16 protein-coding genes are annotated in these 17,704 nt (G+C 68.0%); 7 read left to right on the plus strand and 9 right to left on the minus strand.

The window, feature by feature from the left end; genetic code table 11:
- Nucleotides 1–37: 37 nt before the first annotated feature.
- The 5 genes from VF106_RS38390 to VF106_RS38410 all read right to left on the minus strand — a co-directional run bounded on the left by VF106_RS38390 (nucleotide 38) and on the right by VF106_RS38410 (nucleotide 4,044).
- The gene (locus tag VF106_RS38390) at nucleotides 38–412 is read right to left on the minus strand and encodes an ectoine synthase (protein ID WP_330844896.1); all 375 of its coding nucleotides are present in this window, start codon (nucleotides 410–412) and stop codon (nucleotides 38–40) included.
- 4 nt (nucleotides 413–416) lie between these two features.
- Entirely contained in the window at nucleotides 417–1,208 is a 792-nt protein-coding gene (gene trpA, locus VF106_RS38395; protein ID WP_330844897.1) for a tryptophan synthase subunit alpha, read from the minus strand.
- Nucleotides 1,201–2,229, minus strand: a complete 1,029-nt coding sequence (locus VF106_RS38400; RefSeq protein WP_330844898.1) for an anthranilate phosphoribosyltransferase — start codon at nucleotides 2,227–2,229, stop codon at nucleotides 1,201–1,203. The genes trpA and VF106_RS38400 overlap by 8 nt, the downstream gene beginning before the upstream one ends.
- Before the next feature lies 1 nt (nucleotide 2,230).
- A complete protein-coding gene (locus VF106_RS38405) occupies nucleotides 2,231–2,491 on the minus strand; it encodes a phosphopantetheine-binding protein (RefSeq protein WP_330844899.1) in 261 nt (86 codons plus the stop codon).
- Between the two features lie 113 nt (nucleotides 2,492–2,604).
- Nucleotides 2,605–4,044 carry an AMP-binding protein gene (locus VF106_RS38410; RefSeq protein WP_330844900.1) on the minus strand — a complete coding sequence of 480 codons (1,440 nt, stop codon included), beginning with the start codon at nucleotides 4,042–4,044 and terminating at the stop codon, nucleotides 2,605–2,607.
- 221 nt (nucleotides 4,045–4,265) lie between these two features.
- On the opposite strand from VF106_RS38410, the gene VF106_RS38415 reads away from it, so the two are divergent.
- Nucleotides 4,266–5,510 (plus strand): acyl-CoA dehydrogenase family protein, encoded by a 1,245-nt coding sequence (locus VF106_RS38415; RefSeq protein ID WP_330844901.1) that lies wholly within the window; start codon nucleotides 4,266–4,268, stop codon nucleotides 5,508–5,510.
- Nucleotides 5,511–5,513: 3 nt separating this feature from the next.
- Entirely contained in the window at nucleotides 5,514–7,061 is a 1,548-nt protein-coding gene (locus tag VF106_RS38420; RefSeq protein WP_330844902.1) for a 4-hydroxyphenylacetate 3-hydroxylase family protein, read from the plus strand.
- A 52-nt stretch (nucleotides 7,062–7,113) separates the two neighbouring features.
- Here VF106_RS38420 and VF106_RS38425 read toward each other — a convergent pair whose 3' ends face one another.
- Complete coding sequence (locus VF106_RS38425; protein ID WP_330844903.1) at nucleotides 7,114–7,905, minus strand: HxlR-like winged helix-turn-helix transcriptional regulator; 792 nt, start codon at nucleotides 7,903–7,905, stop codon at nucleotides 7,114–7,116.
- A 228-nt stretch (nucleotides 7,906–8,133) separates the two neighbouring features.
- On the opposite strand from VF106_RS38425, the gene VF106_RS38430 reads away from it, so the two are divergent.
- The 4 genes from VF106_RS38430 to VF106_RS38445 all read left to right on the plus strand — a co-directional run bounded on the left by VF106_RS38430 (nucleotide 8,134) and on the right by VF106_RS38445 (nucleotide 12,528).
- The gene (locus tag VF106_RS38430) at nucleotides 8,134–8,709 is read left to right on the plus strand and encodes a YceI family protein (protein WP_330844904.1); all 576 of its coding nucleotides are present in this window, start codon (nucleotides 8,134–8,136) and stop codon (nucleotides 8,707–8,709) included.
- 25 nt (nucleotides 8,710–8,734) lie between these two features.
- Nucleotides 8,735–10,363, plus strand: coding sequence for an MFS transporter (locus VF106_RS38435; RefSeq protein ID WP_330844905.1), 1,629 nt, complete (start codon nucleotides 8,735–8,737; stop codon nucleotides 10,361–10,363).
- 96 nt (nucleotides 10,364–10,459) lie between these two features.
- Nucleotides 10,460–11,419 (plus strand): putative sugar O-methyltransferase, encoded by a 960-nt coding sequence (locus tag VF106_RS38440; RefSeq protein ID WP_330844906.1) that lies wholly within the window; start codon nucleotides 10,460–10,462, stop codon nucleotides 11,417–11,419.
- Entirely contained in the window at nucleotides 11,416–12,528 is a 1,113-nt protein-coding gene (locus VF106_RS38445) for a DegT/DnrJ/EryC1/StrS family aminotransferase (RefSeq protein WP_330844907.1), read from the plus strand. The genes VF106_RS38440 and VF106_RS38445 overlap by 4 nt, the downstream gene beginning before the upstream one ends.
- Nucleotides 12,529–12,604: 76 nt before the next feature.
- Here the strand turns inward: VF106_RS38445 and VF106_RS38450 are convergent, their stop codons facing one another.
- Together VF106_RS38450 and VF106_RS38455 are read right to left on the minus strand one after the other, a co-directional pair.
- The gene (locus VF106_RS38450) at nucleotides 12,605–14,545 is read right to left on the minus strand and encodes a KedN5 family methylcobalamin-dependent radical SAM C-methyltransferase (RefSeq protein ID WP_330844908.1); all 1,941 of its coding nucleotides are present in this window, start codon (nucleotides 14,543–14,545) and stop codon (nucleotides 12,605–12,607) included.
- A 53-nt stretch (nucleotides 14,546–14,598) separates the two neighbouring features.
- Nucleotides 14,599–15,336, minus strand: coding sequence for a class I SAM-dependent methyltransferase (locus VF106_RS38455; RefSeq protein WP_330844909.1), 738 nt, complete (start codon nucleotides 15,334–15,336; stop codon nucleotides 14,599–14,601).
- Between the two features lie 263 nt (nucleotides 15,337–15,599).
- On the opposite strand from VF106_RS38455, the gene VF106_RS38460 reads away from it, so the two are divergent.
- Complete coding sequence (locus VF106_RS38460) at nucleotides 15,600–17,006, plus strand: nucleotide disphospho-sugar-binding domain-containing protein (RefSeq protein WP_330844910.1); 1,407 nt, start codon at nucleotides 15,600–15,602, stop codon at nucleotides 17,004–17,006.
- Between the two features lie 67 nt (nucleotides 17,007–17,073).
- Here the strand turns inward: VF106_RS38460 and VF106_RS38465 are convergent, their stop codons facing one another.
- Nucleotides 17,074–17,661 carry a dihydrofolate reductase family protein gene (locus tag VF106_RS38465; protein WP_330844911.1) on the minus strand — a complete coding sequence of 196 codons (588 nt, stop codon included), beginning with the start codon at nucleotides 17,659–17,661 and terminating at the stop codon, nucleotides 17,074–17,076.
- Nucleotides 17,662–17,704: the final 43 nt, after the last annotated feature.

Consider the following 17,704-nt stretch of genomic DNA (forward strand, 5'->3'; position numbering starts at 1 on the left):
GTTTCCGGACGCGGTTCTTACGCGATCGTGCTGTCCTTCAGTAGCTGGAGAACTCTGCGGCGTCGAGGGAATGGACCTCGTCACCCCGGAGTGCCGGGCTGAACACGCAGACTAATCGCAGGTCCTCGTGCGGCGAGGCGATCAGGAAGTGCGGGTCGTGGTCGTCGAGTGCGTAGAGCGTGCCCGGGGTCAGCGGGTACGAGTTGCCTGCCATGTCGACGACCTCGCCACTGCCCTCGATGCAGTAGCAGGACTCCAGGTGGTTGCGGTATTCCAAGCGGGACTTGGTGCCGGCGAGGACGATGGTGTCGGTGACGGTGTAGTTCATCCCGTCGGACTGGAGCAGGAACCGGCGGCTCACGCCGTTGCCCCAGTCGATCGAGGGAACCTCCGAGATGTGCCGGACGAACATCGTGCTACTCCTCAGGTCTGATCAGGTTTGTGACGAAGGTGGACAGTGCGGCCACCGGGTCGGACTGCTCGTTCAGCGCGTGCTCGACCGCGGACACCGCGGCGCTGCCGACGACGGCGGCGTCCGCCCCGAGCTCGCCGATCGCGGCGACGTCGCCGCGGTCACGCACGCCGAACCCCACCGCGATCGGCGCGGTCGCCGTCTGGCGCAGCGCGTCGACGGTGCCGCGCAGCTCGGTGAAGTCCTGGTCGGACCGGGTGCCGCTGCGGCCGTACCGGGCGACCAGGTACACGTAGGCTCCGGCCCGGTCCGCCGCCTCGGCAACCACTTCCGTTGCCGAGTTGGGATAGCAGGTGGTGACAATGGGCACAGCGTGCTCGGCGGCGGCGTCGTGGTACTCGTCGCGCAGCAGCGGCGGAAGTCCGTGCAGCAGCAGGCCGTCCACCGGTTCGGCCGCGACGCGGTCGAGGAACCAGTTGAGCGACCGTGGTTTCACGGTGTGGCTCCAGTCGGCGAGCAGTGCGATCTTCATGTGCCGCAGCTCCCCCGCGACGTCCCCGACGAACCGCAGTGTGCTGTCCAGGTCCACACCGGCCTCGAGTGCGCGGGTGGCGGACCGGCGGACCACCGGGCCGTCGGTGAAGGAGTTCGGAAAAGGAACCGCCAGTTCCAAACAGTCCACCCGCTGTTCGTCCAGCGCCAGCACCACGTCCCGCAGAACGGGTAGGGGCGGGTCACCGGCGTTGAGGAACACCGCGAGTCCCGGCGCGCTGCCGGTGAAGAAGCCGTCAGCCATGACGGCCTCCCGTTGGCAGCGGTGTCCGGGCGGCCAACCGCTTCGCGAGGTCCAGCGCGGCACCGTCCTCGATCGCGACCCGCGCCGCGCGCACGCCCTCGGCGAAGCCGGGAGCGACGCCACCGAGCACCGCGAGCGCCGCCGCGTTGAGGCAGACCGTGGCGACGGCCGCCGCGGGTGCCTGTCCCGCGAGCAGCGCCAGGAACCCGGCGGCGTGGTCGTCGCCGGCGGGCCTGCCCAGGTCGGCGAGCTCGCCGCCGCCGAGCCCGAGCGCGTCCGGGTCGACCGTGAACTCACCGAGGCGGTTGTCGTGCACGTGGCTGGTGGTGAGGCTGAGCAGCTCGTCGGCACCAAGATCGTTGTGGCACAGCCAGATCCGGGTGTCCGGTGTGGCCGAGGCGAGCTCACGGAAGGCGGGAAGCGCCGCCGGGTCGGAGATCCCGGTGAGCTGCGCGCCCGTCGACACGTTCGCCAGGAACGGGCCGAGTGTGTTGACGAACCCGCCGATGGCACGCAGGCCGAGCGGCACGACCGTTCTGGCCAGCCTGGGCAGCTCGCTCGGGTACACGAACTGGCCGGCGAACGTGATGCCGGTCCGGTCGAGCTGCGCCACGGCCTCCTCTGCCGAGCGGGCCAGCGGAATGCCCAGCTTCTCCAGGATGTCGATCGAGCCGACAGTGCCGGAACCGGCCCGGGAACCCGTCTTCAGCACCTTCACCCCCGCCGCGGCGGCCACGATGGCCGCCGCGGTGGAGATGTTCACCGTCGCGGGGCCACCGCCGGTGCCGACGATGTTCACCGCCGACGGCAGCCGGACCGGCGGCGTCGCCCGCCGCTCGGCCAGCGAGGAGAGGAAGCCGGCCGCGGTGCCCGCCTCCAGCGTCCTCGCCGACAGCGCGGCGAAGAGAGCTGCCGCCTCCGCGCGGTCCACCCGCCGGTCGGCGAGGGCGTCCCAGAACTCGTGCCAGGACGCGGCGGTCAACGTCTCACCGCGGACGGCCGCGGTGACGATGGCGCTCATGTCAGTTGATCCCCGCGGGCTGGCCGGCGCGGGTGACGAACGCGTCGATCGCCGACACGCTGCGGAAGCTGTCCGGCTCCAGCTCGAGGTCGTCGATGGCCAGCTCGAAGCGGTCCTCCAGCCACGCGATGACCTTCAGTAAGCCCAGGCTGTCCACGACTCCGGTAGCCAGTAGGTCGTAGTCGGCGGGGAGGTCGGCCGGGGCGCTGCCGGGCAGGAACTCCTCGACCACGAAAGCGGTGATGACGTCGATGTTGCTCATGTGGAATGTCCTTTTCAGAGATTCGCGGGACGGACTGCGATCACCTTCAGTAAGCCCAAGCTGGCTACAGCACCGATGGAAAACAAGTCGCGCTCCATGGGCACTTCAGGGATTCAGGAGAGGCGGCTGCGAAGGAGCTGGCGGTCCGGCTTTCCGGTGGACGTCCTTGGCAGGGCGTCGTCGATGATCTGGAGGGTGGACGGAATGGCGGTGCGGGGCAGGCGGTCGGCCAGGTACTGCCGTAGTTCCAGACCGGTGAGACGGGAGCCGTCGCGGCGGCGGGAGATCGCGTGTAGCCGGTTGCCGGCGACCGGGTCCGGGACGGCGATCGTGACAGTCTCGGTGATGTCCTCGTGCTCGGCGAGGACGCGCTCGATCTCGCCGAGGTTGGTGCGCACGCCGCGCACCTTCACCTGGAAGTCGGTGCGGCCGACGAGGGTGATCCCGCCGTCCGGCGCGACCCGCACGAGGTCGCCGGAGCGGTAGTACGTCCGGTCGTCGGCACCGGTCGGGTGCGGCACGAACCGGCCGGGGTTGAGCTTCTCGTCCAGGTATCCGGTGGTCTGGAACGGGGTGCTGACGTACAGCTCGCCTACCCCGTCGCCCGTCACCACGGCCCCGGTGTCGTCGACGACGATCACCGTCACCCCGGCGAGCGGCTCGCCGAGCGGGATCGGGCCGGCAGGCAACGCGTCCCGGTCGAGCCGGTGGAGCATGCTGTCGTTGGTCTCGGTGCAGCCGTACAGGTTGTACAGCTCCGCCGAGGGGAACATGGCGGGCAGCGCGGCAAGCGTGCGCTCGTGCAGCGTGTCGCCGGTGACGATCACGTGCCGCAGGTCCGGGAACTCACCCGCGTCCGCCAGTAGCTGGAACGCCATCGGCACCGACTGCATCACGGTGACCCGGTGCCGGCGCAGCAGGCCGGCGAGGTAACGGGCGTTGGTCGCGCGCTCGGGGTCGACCAGGACGACGCGGCCGCCGTGCTTGAGCGTCGCCCAGATGTCCAGCAGGCACAGGTCGAAGTTGAGTGGGCTGTAGTTCAGGACCGTGCTGTCCGGGCCGAGGCCGAACCGCGTGCCGGCCCAGTCGGTGAACCGGTCGACGGCGCCCTCGGTCAACGGCACGACCTTCGGCGTCCCGGTCGAACCGGAGGTGGTCAGGTGGAAGGTGCGCGCGTCCGGTCGAGGCGCGAACTCGGTCGGCTGCCAGGAAACGTCGGTGGTGGCGGGAAAGTCGTCCGGCGACACGACCGCGGCGCAACCGGCCGCACGGAACAGCTCGGTGCGGGTGCGCTCGGCGAGCGTGAGGGAGGGCAGGAGGAACGGGCGGCCGGCGAGCAGGCTGCCGAGAACGAGTGCGATCCCGTCCGGCGTCTTCGGCGCCAGCAGGCCGATCAGGGAGTCCGGGTTGCCGGCCAGTGCCCCGGCGAACCCGGTCGCCCTGCGGAACAGCTGGCCGTAGGTGATGGTCTCGTCGCCGTGCTCCAGTGCTGGCGCGTCGGGTGTGGTCTCGGCGTGGCGGCGGAGCGCGGCGACGAGTAACTCGGTGCTCAAGGAGGGCCTCCCCGGTTGGCATTTCGTTGTTATATAACACCGTAATTTCGCGGCTCGAAGCTTGGCAAGAGCCACCGGGGCAGGCCGCACGATTGAAGAAATCGCCGTTATGTCACGTGTGGACCGAGGGGAGAACACCGCATTCACAAGGATGTCCAGGCCAGGACGGCGGTGTGATGCTCAGGGCTGATCCCCACGTTCTCCGAAGGGATGACCAGGACATGACAGCCGCCAGGAGTGCGCCAGCGAACGGCTACCCGTCCCCGCCGGAGCCGGGGCTGACGCCGGAGGAGGCGGTCGCCCGCGCCGAGCGGATCGCGGCGACCCTCGTCGACCGGCAGGCAGAGACCGAGCAGCGCGGGTACTACGCGCTGGACACGCACAACGAGTTCCTCGGCGCGGGCCTCTACCGGCTGCTGGTGCCGCGGCGGTACGGCGGCTACGAGTTCGGCCTCGGTACGTACCTGCGGGTGGTGTCCGCGCTCGCCCGCGGCTGCCCGTCCACGGCGTGGATGTACACGTTCGGCGCGGCGCACGCCCACATCGCCGCCTCGCTGTTCGAGGAGGCGGCACAGGACGAGATGTTCGCCGGCGGCGACTTCATCTGCCCGGCCACGGTCGCGCCGGTCGGGTTCGCCGAGCGGGCCGAGGACGGCGGCTGGATCATCGACGGCGTCCACGGCTACAGCTCCGGCTCGCCGTACGCGACCCACTTCATCGGCCACACGCTGGTGGCGGGCGAGGACGGCGAACCGCCAACGCCGATGATGTTCGTCGTGCCGCGCGCACAGTGGCGGCGGCTCGACGACTGGGGCGCGCAGCTCGGTCTGAAGGGCAGCGGCTCGCACAGCGTCGCGATCGAGAAGGCGCACATCCCCGAGTACTTCGCCCTGCCTGGCGTCCACATGGGACAGACGAGTGTCGTGGACGGCACCGTCGGACAGGAGCTGCACGGCACGTCCCTCTACGGAGGTGGGGTGTTGAGCGCACTGCAGTTCCAGTTCGGTGCGCTGGCCGTCGGCATGGCCGCCGGGGCCCTGGACGCCTTCGCCGAGCTGATGCGTGCTCGCAAGACGATCTTCCCGCCGATCACCCCGCGCACGGAGGATCCCGACTACCAGCTCCACTACGGCGAGGCGGCCGGCCGGATCGCGACCGCCGAGGCGGCGTTGTCGGACGCGGTGCGGCAGTGGGAGGAGGCGGCCGCGCGCGGCCCCGGGGTGTTCACCCGCGAGGTCGACCTGCGACTGTCCACGATCAGCCGCGAGGCTGTTCGGCTGTCCTGGAGCGCGGTGTCCGAGAAGCTGTTCCCGACCGCGGGGTCGAGCTCGGTACGCGCGGGTGCTCGCATCGAGCGGGTCTGGCGTGACATGTCCACTGTGCACAGTCACGCCGGGTTGAGCATCTTCCTCGCCAGCGTCGCCAACCGCGAGCTGGCCAAGCTGGTCTTCGACGTGGCGAGCTGACCCATGACCGAACCGACCCGGCCGCTCACCGGCGCCGAGTACATCGAGAGCCTGCGCGACGACCGCGAGATCTACCTCTACGGTGAGCGCGTCAAGGACCTGACGCAGCATCCCGCGTTCCACAACCCGGTGCGGATGACCGCGCGGCTCTACGACGCGCTGCACGACCCCAAGCACCGCAGCGTGCTCACCACGGACACCGACGCAGGCGGCCCTCCCGGCTACACCCACCGCTTCTACACAACGCCACACACCGCCGAGGACCTGATCGCCGACCAGGCGGCGATTCGACGCTGGGCACGCATGACCTACGGCTGGATGGGCCGCAGCCCGGACTACAAGGCGTCGTTCCTCGGCACGCTCGGCGCGAACGCCGACTTCTACAGCCCGTTCGCCGACAACGCACGGCGCTGGTACCGGGAGGCGCAGGAGAAGGTCCTGTTCTGGAACCACGCGATCGTGAACCCACCGGTGGACCGGGACCGGCCACCGGAAGAGGCCGCCGACGTGTTCGTCCACGTGGAACGCGAGACGGACAACGGGCTGATCGTCAGCGGGGCGAAGGTCGTGGCGACCGGGTCGGCGTTGACCCACTACAACTTCATCGCCCACTACGGACTGCCGATCAAGGACCGCAAGTTCGCGCTCGTGGCCACCGTGCCGATGAACGCACCCGGGATGAAGCTGATCTGCCGTCAGTCCTATTCGGCCACGGCCGTGCTGGCCGGCAGCCCGTTCGACTACCCGCTGTCGTCCAGACTGGACGAGAACGACACGATCCTGGTGCTGGACAAGGTTCTCATCCCCTGGGAGAACGTCTTCATCTACGGCGACACCGCCAAGGTCGGGATGTTCAGCGGGCAGTCCGGGTTCATCGAGCGGTTCACCTTCCACGGCTGCACCCGGCTCACCGTGAAGCTCGAGTTCATCGCCGGCCTGCTGGCCAAGGCGCTGGAGATCACCGGTGTCAGCGACTTCCGCGGCGTGCAGTCGAGGCTGGGCGAGGTGCTCGCCTGGCGGAACCTGTTCTGGGCGCTCTCGGACGCGGCCGCCCGCAACCCGGTGCGGTGGCGCAACGGCGCGGTGCTGCCCAACCCACGCTACGGCCTGGCGTACCGCTGGTTCTCCCAGCTCGGCTACGCGCGGATCCGCGAGATCATCCTGCAGGACGTCGCGAGTGGACTGATCTACCTGAACTCCAGCGCCAAGGACTTCCAGAACTCGGACATCCGGCCGTACCTGGACAAGTACCTGCGCGGCTCACACGGCGTCGACGCGGTCGAGCGGGTCAAGGTGCTGAAGCTGCTGTGGGACGCCGTCGGCACCGAGTTCGGCGGCCGGCACGAGCTCTACGAACGCAACTACGCCGGCAACCACGAGAACACCCGGGTGGAGCTACTGCTCGGACAGATGGGCGACGGGCAGTTGGACGGGTACAAGGACCTCGTCGACAAGTGCCTGGCCGAGTACGACCTGGACGGCTGGCAGGTCCCGGACCTGGCCTCGTTCGAGGACCTTGGCGACATCGGCCGAAGCGCACTTGGCAACTGACGAACAAAGACGGAGCCCGCGGCCACCGCCGCGGGCTCCGTCGTCTTTCCTGTCAGTGGTTGAGTACCGGCGCGGGGCCGGAGAGCTGGAACAGCTCGACGAAACTGGGCAGCAGCTCGGCATCGCCGGTCACCGTCACCATCCCGGCGGCGATGGCGTCGTCGGTGCTCACCGCACCCACGAGCAGCTCCCTGAGCACCACCCCCGCGTGGATGACGAGGTCGGCGCCAGGCAGGGGGCCAGGACAGACCGTGAGGGTGCCCCGGTTCACCACCGCGTTCACCACGGCCTCGTCGACGTTCAGCTCGAACGCGACAGTCAGCTCGCGCGCGGCCTCGGGGCGGAACATCGAGCGCAGCGCCATCGCCAGCGCGTCCTCGGTGAGCACGTCCTCCGGGCGCGGGGCACCGAGGGACATCGCGCCCCACCTGCTCAGCGCGAGCAGCGCGTCCTCGACCGACCGACCGTACTCGGTGACCTCGTAGACGGCCTCGTCCCCCGCCGGCCCCAGCCTGCGCACCACGCCGCCGCGCTCCATCTCCCGCAGCCGCATGGAAACCTGGTCGACCGAGATCCGCGGCAGGCCCACCCGAAGCTGGGTCACCGTCTTCGGACTCACCAGCAGGTCCCGCATGATCAGCAGCCCCCAGCGCTCCCCGATCATCTCGGCGGCCCTGGCGAGCCCGCAGTACTGGCCGTAGTTGTCCATGGTGACGGTCTGCAGTTCGTTCAGCACGGCGCCCAGCTGGGTCGACCCGGTGGCGGCGGTGGTGAGTTGAAAGAGGTCGCTTCCGACGGTCACCCCGTCGAAGTCCATGACGACCTTCCAGCTGTTGCCAGCCATGCGCGATCTCCTGTCTGCTCAGCTGTGTTCCTGCCAGGGTCGAACACGGCGGGTGGAGAACGCACCTTCTAGGTTGCGTCTTGCGGGCGGAGTTGCCCTGGTGAGCGCTCAACGCCGAGCGGAGCATTCTCGGAGATGCGGAACCCCGGCCTCCTGAAGAGGATGTGACGTGAGGCTGACAGCCGCCCATCGGCGTGCCCGTCGCGACAATTGTCCAGAGGAGTAGTCATGAGCGAGGCCGTATCCAACGTCACCGGTCAGAGCGCGTTGCCCGAGGTGACCGCCGGCACGTACGTGATCGATCCCGTTCACTCCTGGGTCGGCTTCTCCGTTCGGCACCTGATGAGCAGGGTGCGGGGCCGGTTCACCGAGTTCGCGGGCGAGATCGTGGTCGGCGAGACGACGGAGACGTCCTCGGTGACGGCGACCATCGAGCTGTCCTCTGTGGACACGGGCAACGAGATGCGGGACAACCACCTGCGCACCAAGGACTTCTTCGACATCGACGAGACCCCGAGGATGACGTTCTCGAGCACCACCATCCGCGCGGACGGTGACTCCTGGGTGCTCATCGGCGATCTGACGATCCGGGACGTGACCAAGGCGGTGGAGCTCCAGCTGGAGTTCCTCGGCGTGGACCCGACCGGTCTGCAGGGCGAGCAGCGGATCGGCTTCGACGCGAAGACGTCGATCACGCGTGGCGAGTTCGGGGTCAGCTTCGGACTGCCCATCGAGGGCAGCAAGATCGTCATCGGGGACAAGGTGGACATTCACCTGGAGATCGAGGCCGCCCTGAGCGAGTGAGCGTCGCCGACGACGGGACCACACCGTGACTCTTGTAGGTACGACTGCCGGGCGGCGGGAATGGGTCGCGCTCGCCACCCTCGGGTTGCCGACCCTGCTCGTCGCCATGGACTTCTCCGTTCTGTACCTGGCTGTTCCGCATCTGAGCGCCGACATGGCGCCGAGCGGGACCGAGCAGCTGTGGATCGTGGACATCTACGGGTTCCTGATCGCGGGGTTCCTGGTCACGATGGGCACCCTCGGCGACCGGATCGGCCGGAAGAGACTGTTGCTCATCGGCGGGGCGGTGTTCGGCCTCGCCTCGGTGGCCGCGGCCTACTCCACCAGCCCGGAGACGCTCATCGCGAGCCGTGCGCTGCTCGGGGTCGCCGGCGCCGCGGTGATGCCGTCGACTCTGGCGTTGGCCAGCGGTCTGTTCCCCGACCCCAAGCGGCGCAGCCGGGCCATCGCGATCTACCTGAGTTGTTTCATGGGCGGACTGACGCTCGGACCGGTCGTCGGTGGTCTGATGCTGCACTACTTCTGGTGGGGCGCGGCGTTCCTCGTGGCCGTACCGGGGATCTTGCTCCTGCTGATGCTCGGCCCCTCGCTGCTTCCCGAGCAACGCTCGCCGGTCGCCGGCCGGCTCGACCCGGTCAGCGTCGCGCTGTCCCTCGCGGCGATCCTGCCGTTCGTGTACGGGCTCAAGGAGCTGGCGCGCGACGGCTGGTCGTTGCTTCCCGCCGCGGCGACCGTGTTCGGCGTCGCGGTGGGTCTGGTGTTCGTCCGCCGGCAGCGGGCCCTTGTCCACCCGCTGCTCGACCTGCGGTTGTTCGCCAACCGGACCTATCGTTCCGCGCTGGTCGTGATGTTCGTGGCCGGCGTGGTGGGCACCGGGACCTACCTGGTGATCACGCTGTACCTGCAGAACGTCGCCGGCGTCTCGCCGCTCGTGGCCGGACTGCTGCTGGCGCCGCCCGCGATACTGATGATCATCGGCAACATGGTCAGCCCGGCCATGGCCAACCACGTCCGCCCGGCCTATCTGATCGCGGGCGGGCTGTTCCTCGCCGGGCTGGGCTACCTCACGTTCACGCTCACCACCGCGACCTCCGGGCCCACCATGATCTTCGTGGCGTTCTGCGTCGCCATGGTCGGCACCGGTCCGATGGCCGCGCTCGGCAACCACCTGGCCATGGGGTCCGCGCCGCAGGACAAGGCCGGCGCCGCGGCGTCGATCATGCAGACGGGCAACGAGTTGGGTCTCGGCCTCGGGGTCGCGGTGTTCGGCACCCTGGCCACCGCCGTGTACCGGGGCAATGTGGAGAGTGCGCTCGGCTCGCTCCCGCCCGACGTGGCGGAAGCGGCCCGCGAGAGCATCGACGGCGCTGTCGCCGCGGCGGAGCGACTGCCCGCCGACGCGGGCGCCGAACTCCTCGCCACCGCTCGGGACGCGTTCACGTCCGGTGTGCACGCGGTGGGCGCCGTCAGTGCCGTCGCCTTCACCGGCCTGGCCGTACTCGCCGCGGTGGCACTCAAGCACGCGCGGAACGTGCACGGCGAGGAGCCGGCGCCGCCGCCGGAGCCCGATCCGCTCGACGAGATCGACGAGTTCGAACGGTGTTCCGAGACGCTGCCGTGGGGGCCGTACTGCTCGACGTACCGGCGGCGTTGACGCGCACTCACGGAGATGTTCCGGTCATGCCCCGCCGGCAAGATGGTGGGGGTAAGCCGGGTTGCACTCGCCTCCTCAAGTCGATGGGAACGCCGAATGCACGACAAGTACGGCCCAAGCCTGCTGCGCGCACGCCATGACCAGGTCCACGTGACCGACGAGGCGGTGGCGGAACTCTCCTCGTTCAAAGCCAAGCCGATCAACTTCAAGATCGGGTTCTGGGATCCGGAGAAGAACGGCGTCCGGTACCTCAAGGCGCTGATCTACAACTTCGCCGCAGGCCTGTCCGACGAGAACTGGAAACGGTTGCGGCGCATCAACAACCGCGGCGTCGGCGAGCCGATCACGATCACCTACGACGGCGAGCCGGTCTGCATGGACTACCTGCTGGCCGTGTTCGAGCTGGAGTTCATCGCGAACCACGTCGAGCTGGACGGGGCGCGGGTACTGGAGATCGGCGCAGGGTACGGGCGCACGTGCCACACCATGCTGTCCAACCAGGACGTGCTGGAGTACCACATCATCGACCTGCCGAACTCCCTCAAGCTGTCCGCGGGATACCTGCGTTCCGTGCTCGAGGAGGAGCAGTTCGCGAAGATCCGGTTCACGCCGATCGACGAGATCGACGAGCGCTACGCGGACACCGAGTTCGACCTCAGTCTGAACATCAACTCGTTCGCCGAGATGAACGCGGAGACCGTCGACAACTACCTGGCGATGATCGACGAGCGTAGCCGCTACTTCTACATCAGGGACCCGGTCGGGAAGTACCTGGACGGCAGCCTGGACGGCCACTCCGAAGGACGCGAGATCGTGGAGCTGGCGCTGAACACCGGCAAGCTGCGGGACGTGATCGACATCCACGACAACCGCGCGGTCGAGGCACACGCGCCGGCGTTCGTGGAGGCGTACCGGCCCGGTCCACAGTGGAGCTGTCTGGCCAACGCGTGGGCGCCGCCGTGGAGCTACTACTGGCAGGCGGTCTTCGGCAAGGAGGCTACGCAGCAGCTCGTCCTCGGCGAGCAGCTGCGGCTGGAGAACGAGATCCGTCCATGATCCCGCTGTTCAACGTCGCGATGTCGGAGCAGGCGGCCCTCGACCGGGTCGCCGGCGTCCTTTCCAGCAGAAGGCTGGAACATGGCCCGGTCGTCGCCGAGTTCGAAAGCGCTCTTGCCGGCGAGATCGGCAACCCGAGGCTGGTGGCGCTCAACAGCGGCTCCTCCGGTCTCCACCTGGCGCTCGATATCGCGACCCGCGGCACGCCGCCGGGTGAGGTGCTGTGCACCCCGCTGACCTTCGAGGGCACCAACTGGCCGGTGCTGGCCAACGGGCAGCGACTGCGCTGGGTGGACGTCGACCCCGCGACGTTGAACATGGATCCCGACGACCTGGCGAGGAAGATCACCCCGGAGACCCGGGCGATCCTTCTCGTGCACTGGGCCGGATATCCGGTGGACCTGCGTCGGATCCAGCATGTCGTGGCCGAGGCGGAACTCCGGTTCGGCATCCGGCCGGTGGTCATCGAGGACTGCGCACAGGCCTGGGGCGCGACGTACCGCGGTGCGCGGCTCGGCAACCACGGCAACCTCTGTGTGTTCAGCTTCGGCGCGTTGAAGACGCTCACTTGCGGCAGCGGCGGCCTGCTCGTGCTGCCGGACGACGAGCTGTACGAGCGGGCCAGATCCCGCCGCTTCTACGGCATCAACCGCAACTCGGCCCGCGCCCACGGCGACTACGACGTGTCCGAGTGGGGCTTCCGCTTCTACCTCAACGACATCGGGGCCGCGATCGGGCTCGCCAACCTCGGCTCGGTGGCGGAGTTGTCGGCACGCCACCGGGAGAACGCCTCCTACTACGACAAGGAGCTCGCCGGGCTCGACGGGCTCGAGCTGACCGAGCGGGCCGACGACCGGGAACCCTCGTTCTGGGTGTATCCGGTCAAAGTGGACGACCGCGAGTCGTTCATGCGCAGGCTCGCCGACGCGGGCATCGCGACGAGCCTCATCTCGCGGCGTAACGACGCGCACAGCTGCGTCGCCGGGTCCAGCACGCCCCTGCCCGGCCTGGACAGCGTCTACGACCGGGTCGTGTACCTCCCGGTCGGCTGGTGGTTGTCCGAACAGGACCGCGAACACATCGTGGACACGATAAGGGTGGGTTGGTAACCCCGTCCCACTTGTTGTTTTCGAAACCAATGGTCGCCGGCGGTCCGAACAGACCACCGGCGACCGTTTCGTGCTGTCAGCAACCGTCCTGGGACGGGGTCCGCACGATCTCGTCCCTCGGCGTGCCCATGTAGTGCACCACGATCTCGTGGTTGGTGGAGGTCACCGCCGACTCGGCTCCCTTGCGGTAGTACAGGTCGACCGTGCAGTCGGTCTGCGACAGGTCGGGGTCCTGACCGGCCTTCAACCCGGCGACGATCCTCGGGACGTCGTAGGCGAGCGGCACGTCCCGCAGGAGGTAGTAGGACTCCTTGAACTCCTCGACCACCTCGTCGCCCGGCAGGTCCCCCTCCGGCCGGTAGACCGGCCGGGTGAGCAGGTCGTACCGGAACACCTCGGCGAGCAGCGGCGCCATGTCGGCCGGGAGCAACGGGTGGATCGACTCCGTCCACCACCGGTTGAGCAGGCGCTCGGCGTCCGGCTCGGTGAACAGGAACTTGATGGCCTCACCAAGGCCGTTGGTGCCCAGCTCGCTCTGCCAGCCACGCAGCAGCTCCGCCGCAGGGTCCGCGGCGGCGGCGACCCAGTCGTGGAGGTTGCGCAGCGCCTGGGACTGGGACACGCCAGCCAGCCTGCGGAGGGCGACCCAACTGTGCCGCAGAATGGAGTTCTCGGCGACGACCCGCGCCCAGAAGATGAACCGCTGCATCTCCTGGTTCTCCTCGAAGGACATGGTGTCGTGCGCGAGGATGTACTCGAAGTCGTCGGTGTCACCTCGGACGGTCTTGAGACCGAAGAGGCTCTTGCGCTCCGCGTAGTTGGTGTTCGGCAGCAACAGCATCGGGTAGACGGCGATGCGCGACATGCGCGCGGCCAGCCGGTCGTAGCCCTCCATGAAGGACTCGACGGTCTCACCGGGGGCGCCCCAGATCAGCTCCGCGTAGCAGTCCAGACCCTCCTCCGCGAGCCAGGTCGTCAGGTCCTCCCAGTCGTTGACCTTCATGTTGCGCCGTCGCATGCCTTCGAGCGCGTCGTCGCTGAGCGACTGCAGCGCCAGCGTGAACGAGCTCTTCATACCGGCGTCCTTCATGGTCTGGACGATGCGGTAGAAGTTCTTCGACTTGTTCTTCGCCCACGAGGTCTCCAGCGCGCGGGGGAAGCCGAACCTGTCCCTGGTCTCGATCAGCGCCTCGACGAAGTCGTAGTCGCCGGGGAGCAGGCCGAAGTTGGCGTCGCAGGCGACCACCGTGTGTACCTCGAGCTTGCCGAAGACCTCGAGCTCCTCTCGCAACCGCTCGAGGGAGAACGCCCTGACCTTCTGCCCGGTCGCACCGCCCCAGTAGCAGAACGAACACTTGTAGGGGCAGCCCCGGTTGGTCTCCATCAGGGCCACGTCGTAGCGGAACTTCCCGTCCTCGTCGACGAGGTCGAGCGCGCCGGTGAGGACCGGGGAGGGGATCGTGTCCAGGTCCGCGATCCGGTCGCGATCGGGGTTGTCGATCACCTGACCGTCGGCGCCCTGATAGGAGAGACCGGCGATGGCACCGAGGTCGTGCTTGCTCGCACCGTCCAGGTAGGCGAGGAGGAGCTCGGAGAAGGTCAGCTCCCCCTCGCCGTTGATCACGACGTCGACGTCGGGGTACATCCGGAACACACGGGCCGACTGGTTGGACACGTGGTTGCCGCCGAACACCACCAGGCCGTTCGGGTTGAGCTGCTTGAAGGTCTCCGCGAGTGCGCCGAACGAGTTGTAGTTCCAGCCCAGCACGGAGAAAGCGAGGATGTCCGGCACACCGGTGGTGAACATCGAGTTCGCGATGAAGGTGTTGGTCGTGGCGCCCCGGAAGTTCTTGATCTGGATGTCCATCGCACCCTTGATCCGGCTGTCTGCCATGGCCGTCGACTTGAGATATCCGGATGCCAGCGGCATCGACTCCAGGGGCATGTCCCAGACACCCTGCTGCACCAGATATACCGATGTTTTGGCGGGGATTTCCGCTCCCCGATCGCTTGGCACGGACTTTCTCCTTGCTCCCTTGTGAAGCCGGTGTCGAGGACTGGATGGCGACGTCAGCAGCGGATGGCGAAGCCGGTGATGTAGCGGGTGTTGGAGCGGTAGAGGATCTCCTCCGACAGGTCGCTCAGGATCTCGTCGACCTGGTTGTTGTAGAGGACCTCCGACCGGAACGACCCCCAGTTGACGCGGCCGTTGGTGACCTTCAACGCGATGGCGTTCGCCAGGAAGAGCACGGCGCGGCCGAGGTGGCGCAGGGAACCGTGCACGTTGCGCTGGTACTCGTGGTAGTTGTCCATCGTCCACACGTTCCCGATGAGCACGCCACCTGGCTTGACGAACGTCCTGAGCCGGTCGATGACCTCGCGCACGCGGCCAAGGTGGTGGATGGCGCCGACACAGATGACGACGTCCGCCTTTTCGAGCTCCAGGTCGGCCCAGAAGTCGCCGTTGACCAGGCGCAGGCGAGGGTCGTTCACCCGGCGCTTGGCGATCTCGAGTGCCTTGGCGGAGACGTCCACCCCGACGATCTCGGGTGCCGGCGTGTACTTCGCCACGGCCCTCAGGTAGTCACCCGGGCCGCAGCCGAACTCGATGGTGCGCTGCGCGTCCTGGGCGTACTTCTCGATCAGCTCGACGATGCGTCGTTCGTTGTCCTCGATCTCGGGACCGCCGAGCGTGGACCTGTTGTAGCGGGTGGGGTCCCAGGCGCGGCGGGCGAAGTACTCGCGTCCCCTGGGCCGTTGGCCCTTGACCAGTTGGCGGCCGATACCGAACAACACCTCTGCAAGCATGTGCCCTCCAGTGCTTTCGAATTGGACCTGAGTCAAATGGGCGCGGCGGCGGCCGGCGGTGCCATGACCCGCGATTTGCCCGACCAACGCATCGTCACATCGGCGCGAACGGCCGGGCATCTTCCACGGTGCGCGCTCGGGGACGAATCGGGGCGACCTGGACCGGGACCCGAATCGCACGCACAGAGTTGTGGGCGGGGACAACGGAAAATAGCCTGTGAAAACCCGGTGTGCTCAGGAAACAAAACGTTCGAGGAGAATTCATGCGAATCCTGTTCACCTGCTATCCCGCGAATGTGCACGTTTATCCGTTGACACCGGTCGCGACCGCGCTGCAGCACGCCGGGCACGAGGTGCTCGTCGCCTTCCACGACCACCCGGGCATCCGCGGCTCCATCGAGCGCGTCGGCCTCACCCCGGTCCCCCTCGGCGACTCGAACGAGCACGACCCCCGGTTCCGCAAGGACGCGGCGCAGCTCCGCAGCGCCGAGGAGGTCCTCGCCTACGCCGAGGCGATGAACCTGTCCGACAAGGACCTCGAGCACTGGATCCCCTACTTCCAGCAGGTCAGCTGCGGGATGTCCGACTACGGCCGGGCCGACCTGCCCTACGCGACGGACCTGATCAACTTCGCCCGGTCCTGGAAGCCGGACCTGGTGATCTGGGACCCGGTGTTCGGGCCGGCGGGAGCGGTCGCGGCCAGGGTCGCCGGGGCCGCGCACGCTCGCTTCCTCGGTCCCTGCCTTGACTGGCCGTCCTACTTCCACCGCAAGCTCGAGGCGGCCAGGCCGGCCATCCGCGCCGCGGGGCTGGCGGACAACCCGATGACCGACCTGATCCGGCCGCTGGCCGACAAGTACGGCGTCTGGGTCGACGAGGAGCTGCTGTTCGGGCAGTGGACGATCGACCCGCTGCCGGAAGGCATCCGGATGCCCACCACGCAGCCGAAGGTCGCGGTCCGCTGGGTGCCCTACGCCTACCCGGAGCCGCTGCCGGACTGGCTGGTCCAGAAGCCGGAGAAGCCGCGCGTGACGCTGTCGCTCGGTGAGTCGCTGCGCCGGTTCGTCGACGGCGACTGGGGCCGTACGCCCAAGATCTTCGAGGCCGTGGCGGACATGGAGCTCGAGCTCGTCGCGACCGTGAACGACTACCAGCTCAAGGGCATCGACCGCATCCCGCCGAACGTGCGCGTCATCGACTGGGTGCCGATCAACCGGCTGCTGCCCACCAGCTCGCTGCACATCCACCACGGTGGCAACGGCACCTGCCTGGCCGCGGTGGCGAACAAGGTGCCGCACATCGTCACCGACACCGACGAGTCGATGCTGATGGAGTCGCTCCCGTCGGACGAGTCCTCGGAGTTCGTGGTGAAGTCCGGCACCGACTTCGGCGTCGTCGAGGACGAGGAGCCGGAGAGCACGTTCAAGATCCCCGCCAAGCACGTGATGGGCCCGATCTGGGCCGAGCACGTCACCAAGTACGGCGCCGGTATCCGACTGAACTACCAGAAGGAATCGGTCGAGGAGATCCGCACACAGATCGAGCGCGTGCTCACCGAGAAGTCGTTCAAGAAGGGCGCCCAGGCGCTTTACGACAACTGGATCGGGACGCCGACGCCCAGCCAGATCGTCCCCAACATCGAACAGTTGACGGCCGAACACAAGCCATGACACCAGGCTATGACAAGAATGCCGCGGCCACCGGATATCGGTGGCCGCGGCATTTTGTCACCGGTCGTCACTTGCGTATCGGAAAACAGAGGTGGGTCACCCGCTCGCCGACGAACACCCGGGGGTTCTCCAGCATCCGCAGCGCGCCGCCCTCGTGGAAGAACCGCTTTCCGTGGCCGAACAGCACCGGCACGAGCTCGAGGTGCACCTCGTCGGCGAGGCCGGCCTCGATGACCTGGGTGCCGATGTCGCCGGCGCTCACCGAGACGTGTCCGTCGCCGGCGAACTCCCTGGCCTGCGCGATCGCGTTCTCGACCCCGTCGGTGACGAAGGTGAACGCCGCGTCCGGGTAAGGCCAGTCTGCGGGCGGCTCGTGGGTCACCACGTACAGGTGCTCGCCACCGGGCACCTCGCCGTTCCACCCGTTGGCGTGGTCGAACGAGTTTCTGCCGACCACAATGGCGCGTACGGGCAGGAACTCCGCGCGGATGTATTCGGCGCTGGCGTGGGCGACCCGAAGCCCCGCATAGTCGCCGTCGTCCGTCACGGCGACGTCACCGCTACCCATCCAGTCGAACATCGGGCCGATTCCGTCATTCTCGTCCGCGATGAACCCGTCAACCGAGACCGTCGCGTTCACAATTACTTTGGCCATGACTTGACTAGCAGCTCCCATGCAGTTTCGGAAAAGTTTCCCC

Source organism: Actinophytocola sp., assembly GCF_036378875.1.
Taxonomy (GTDB): Bacteria; Actinomycetota; Actinomycetes; order Mycobacteriales; family Pseudonocardiaceae; genus Actinophytocola.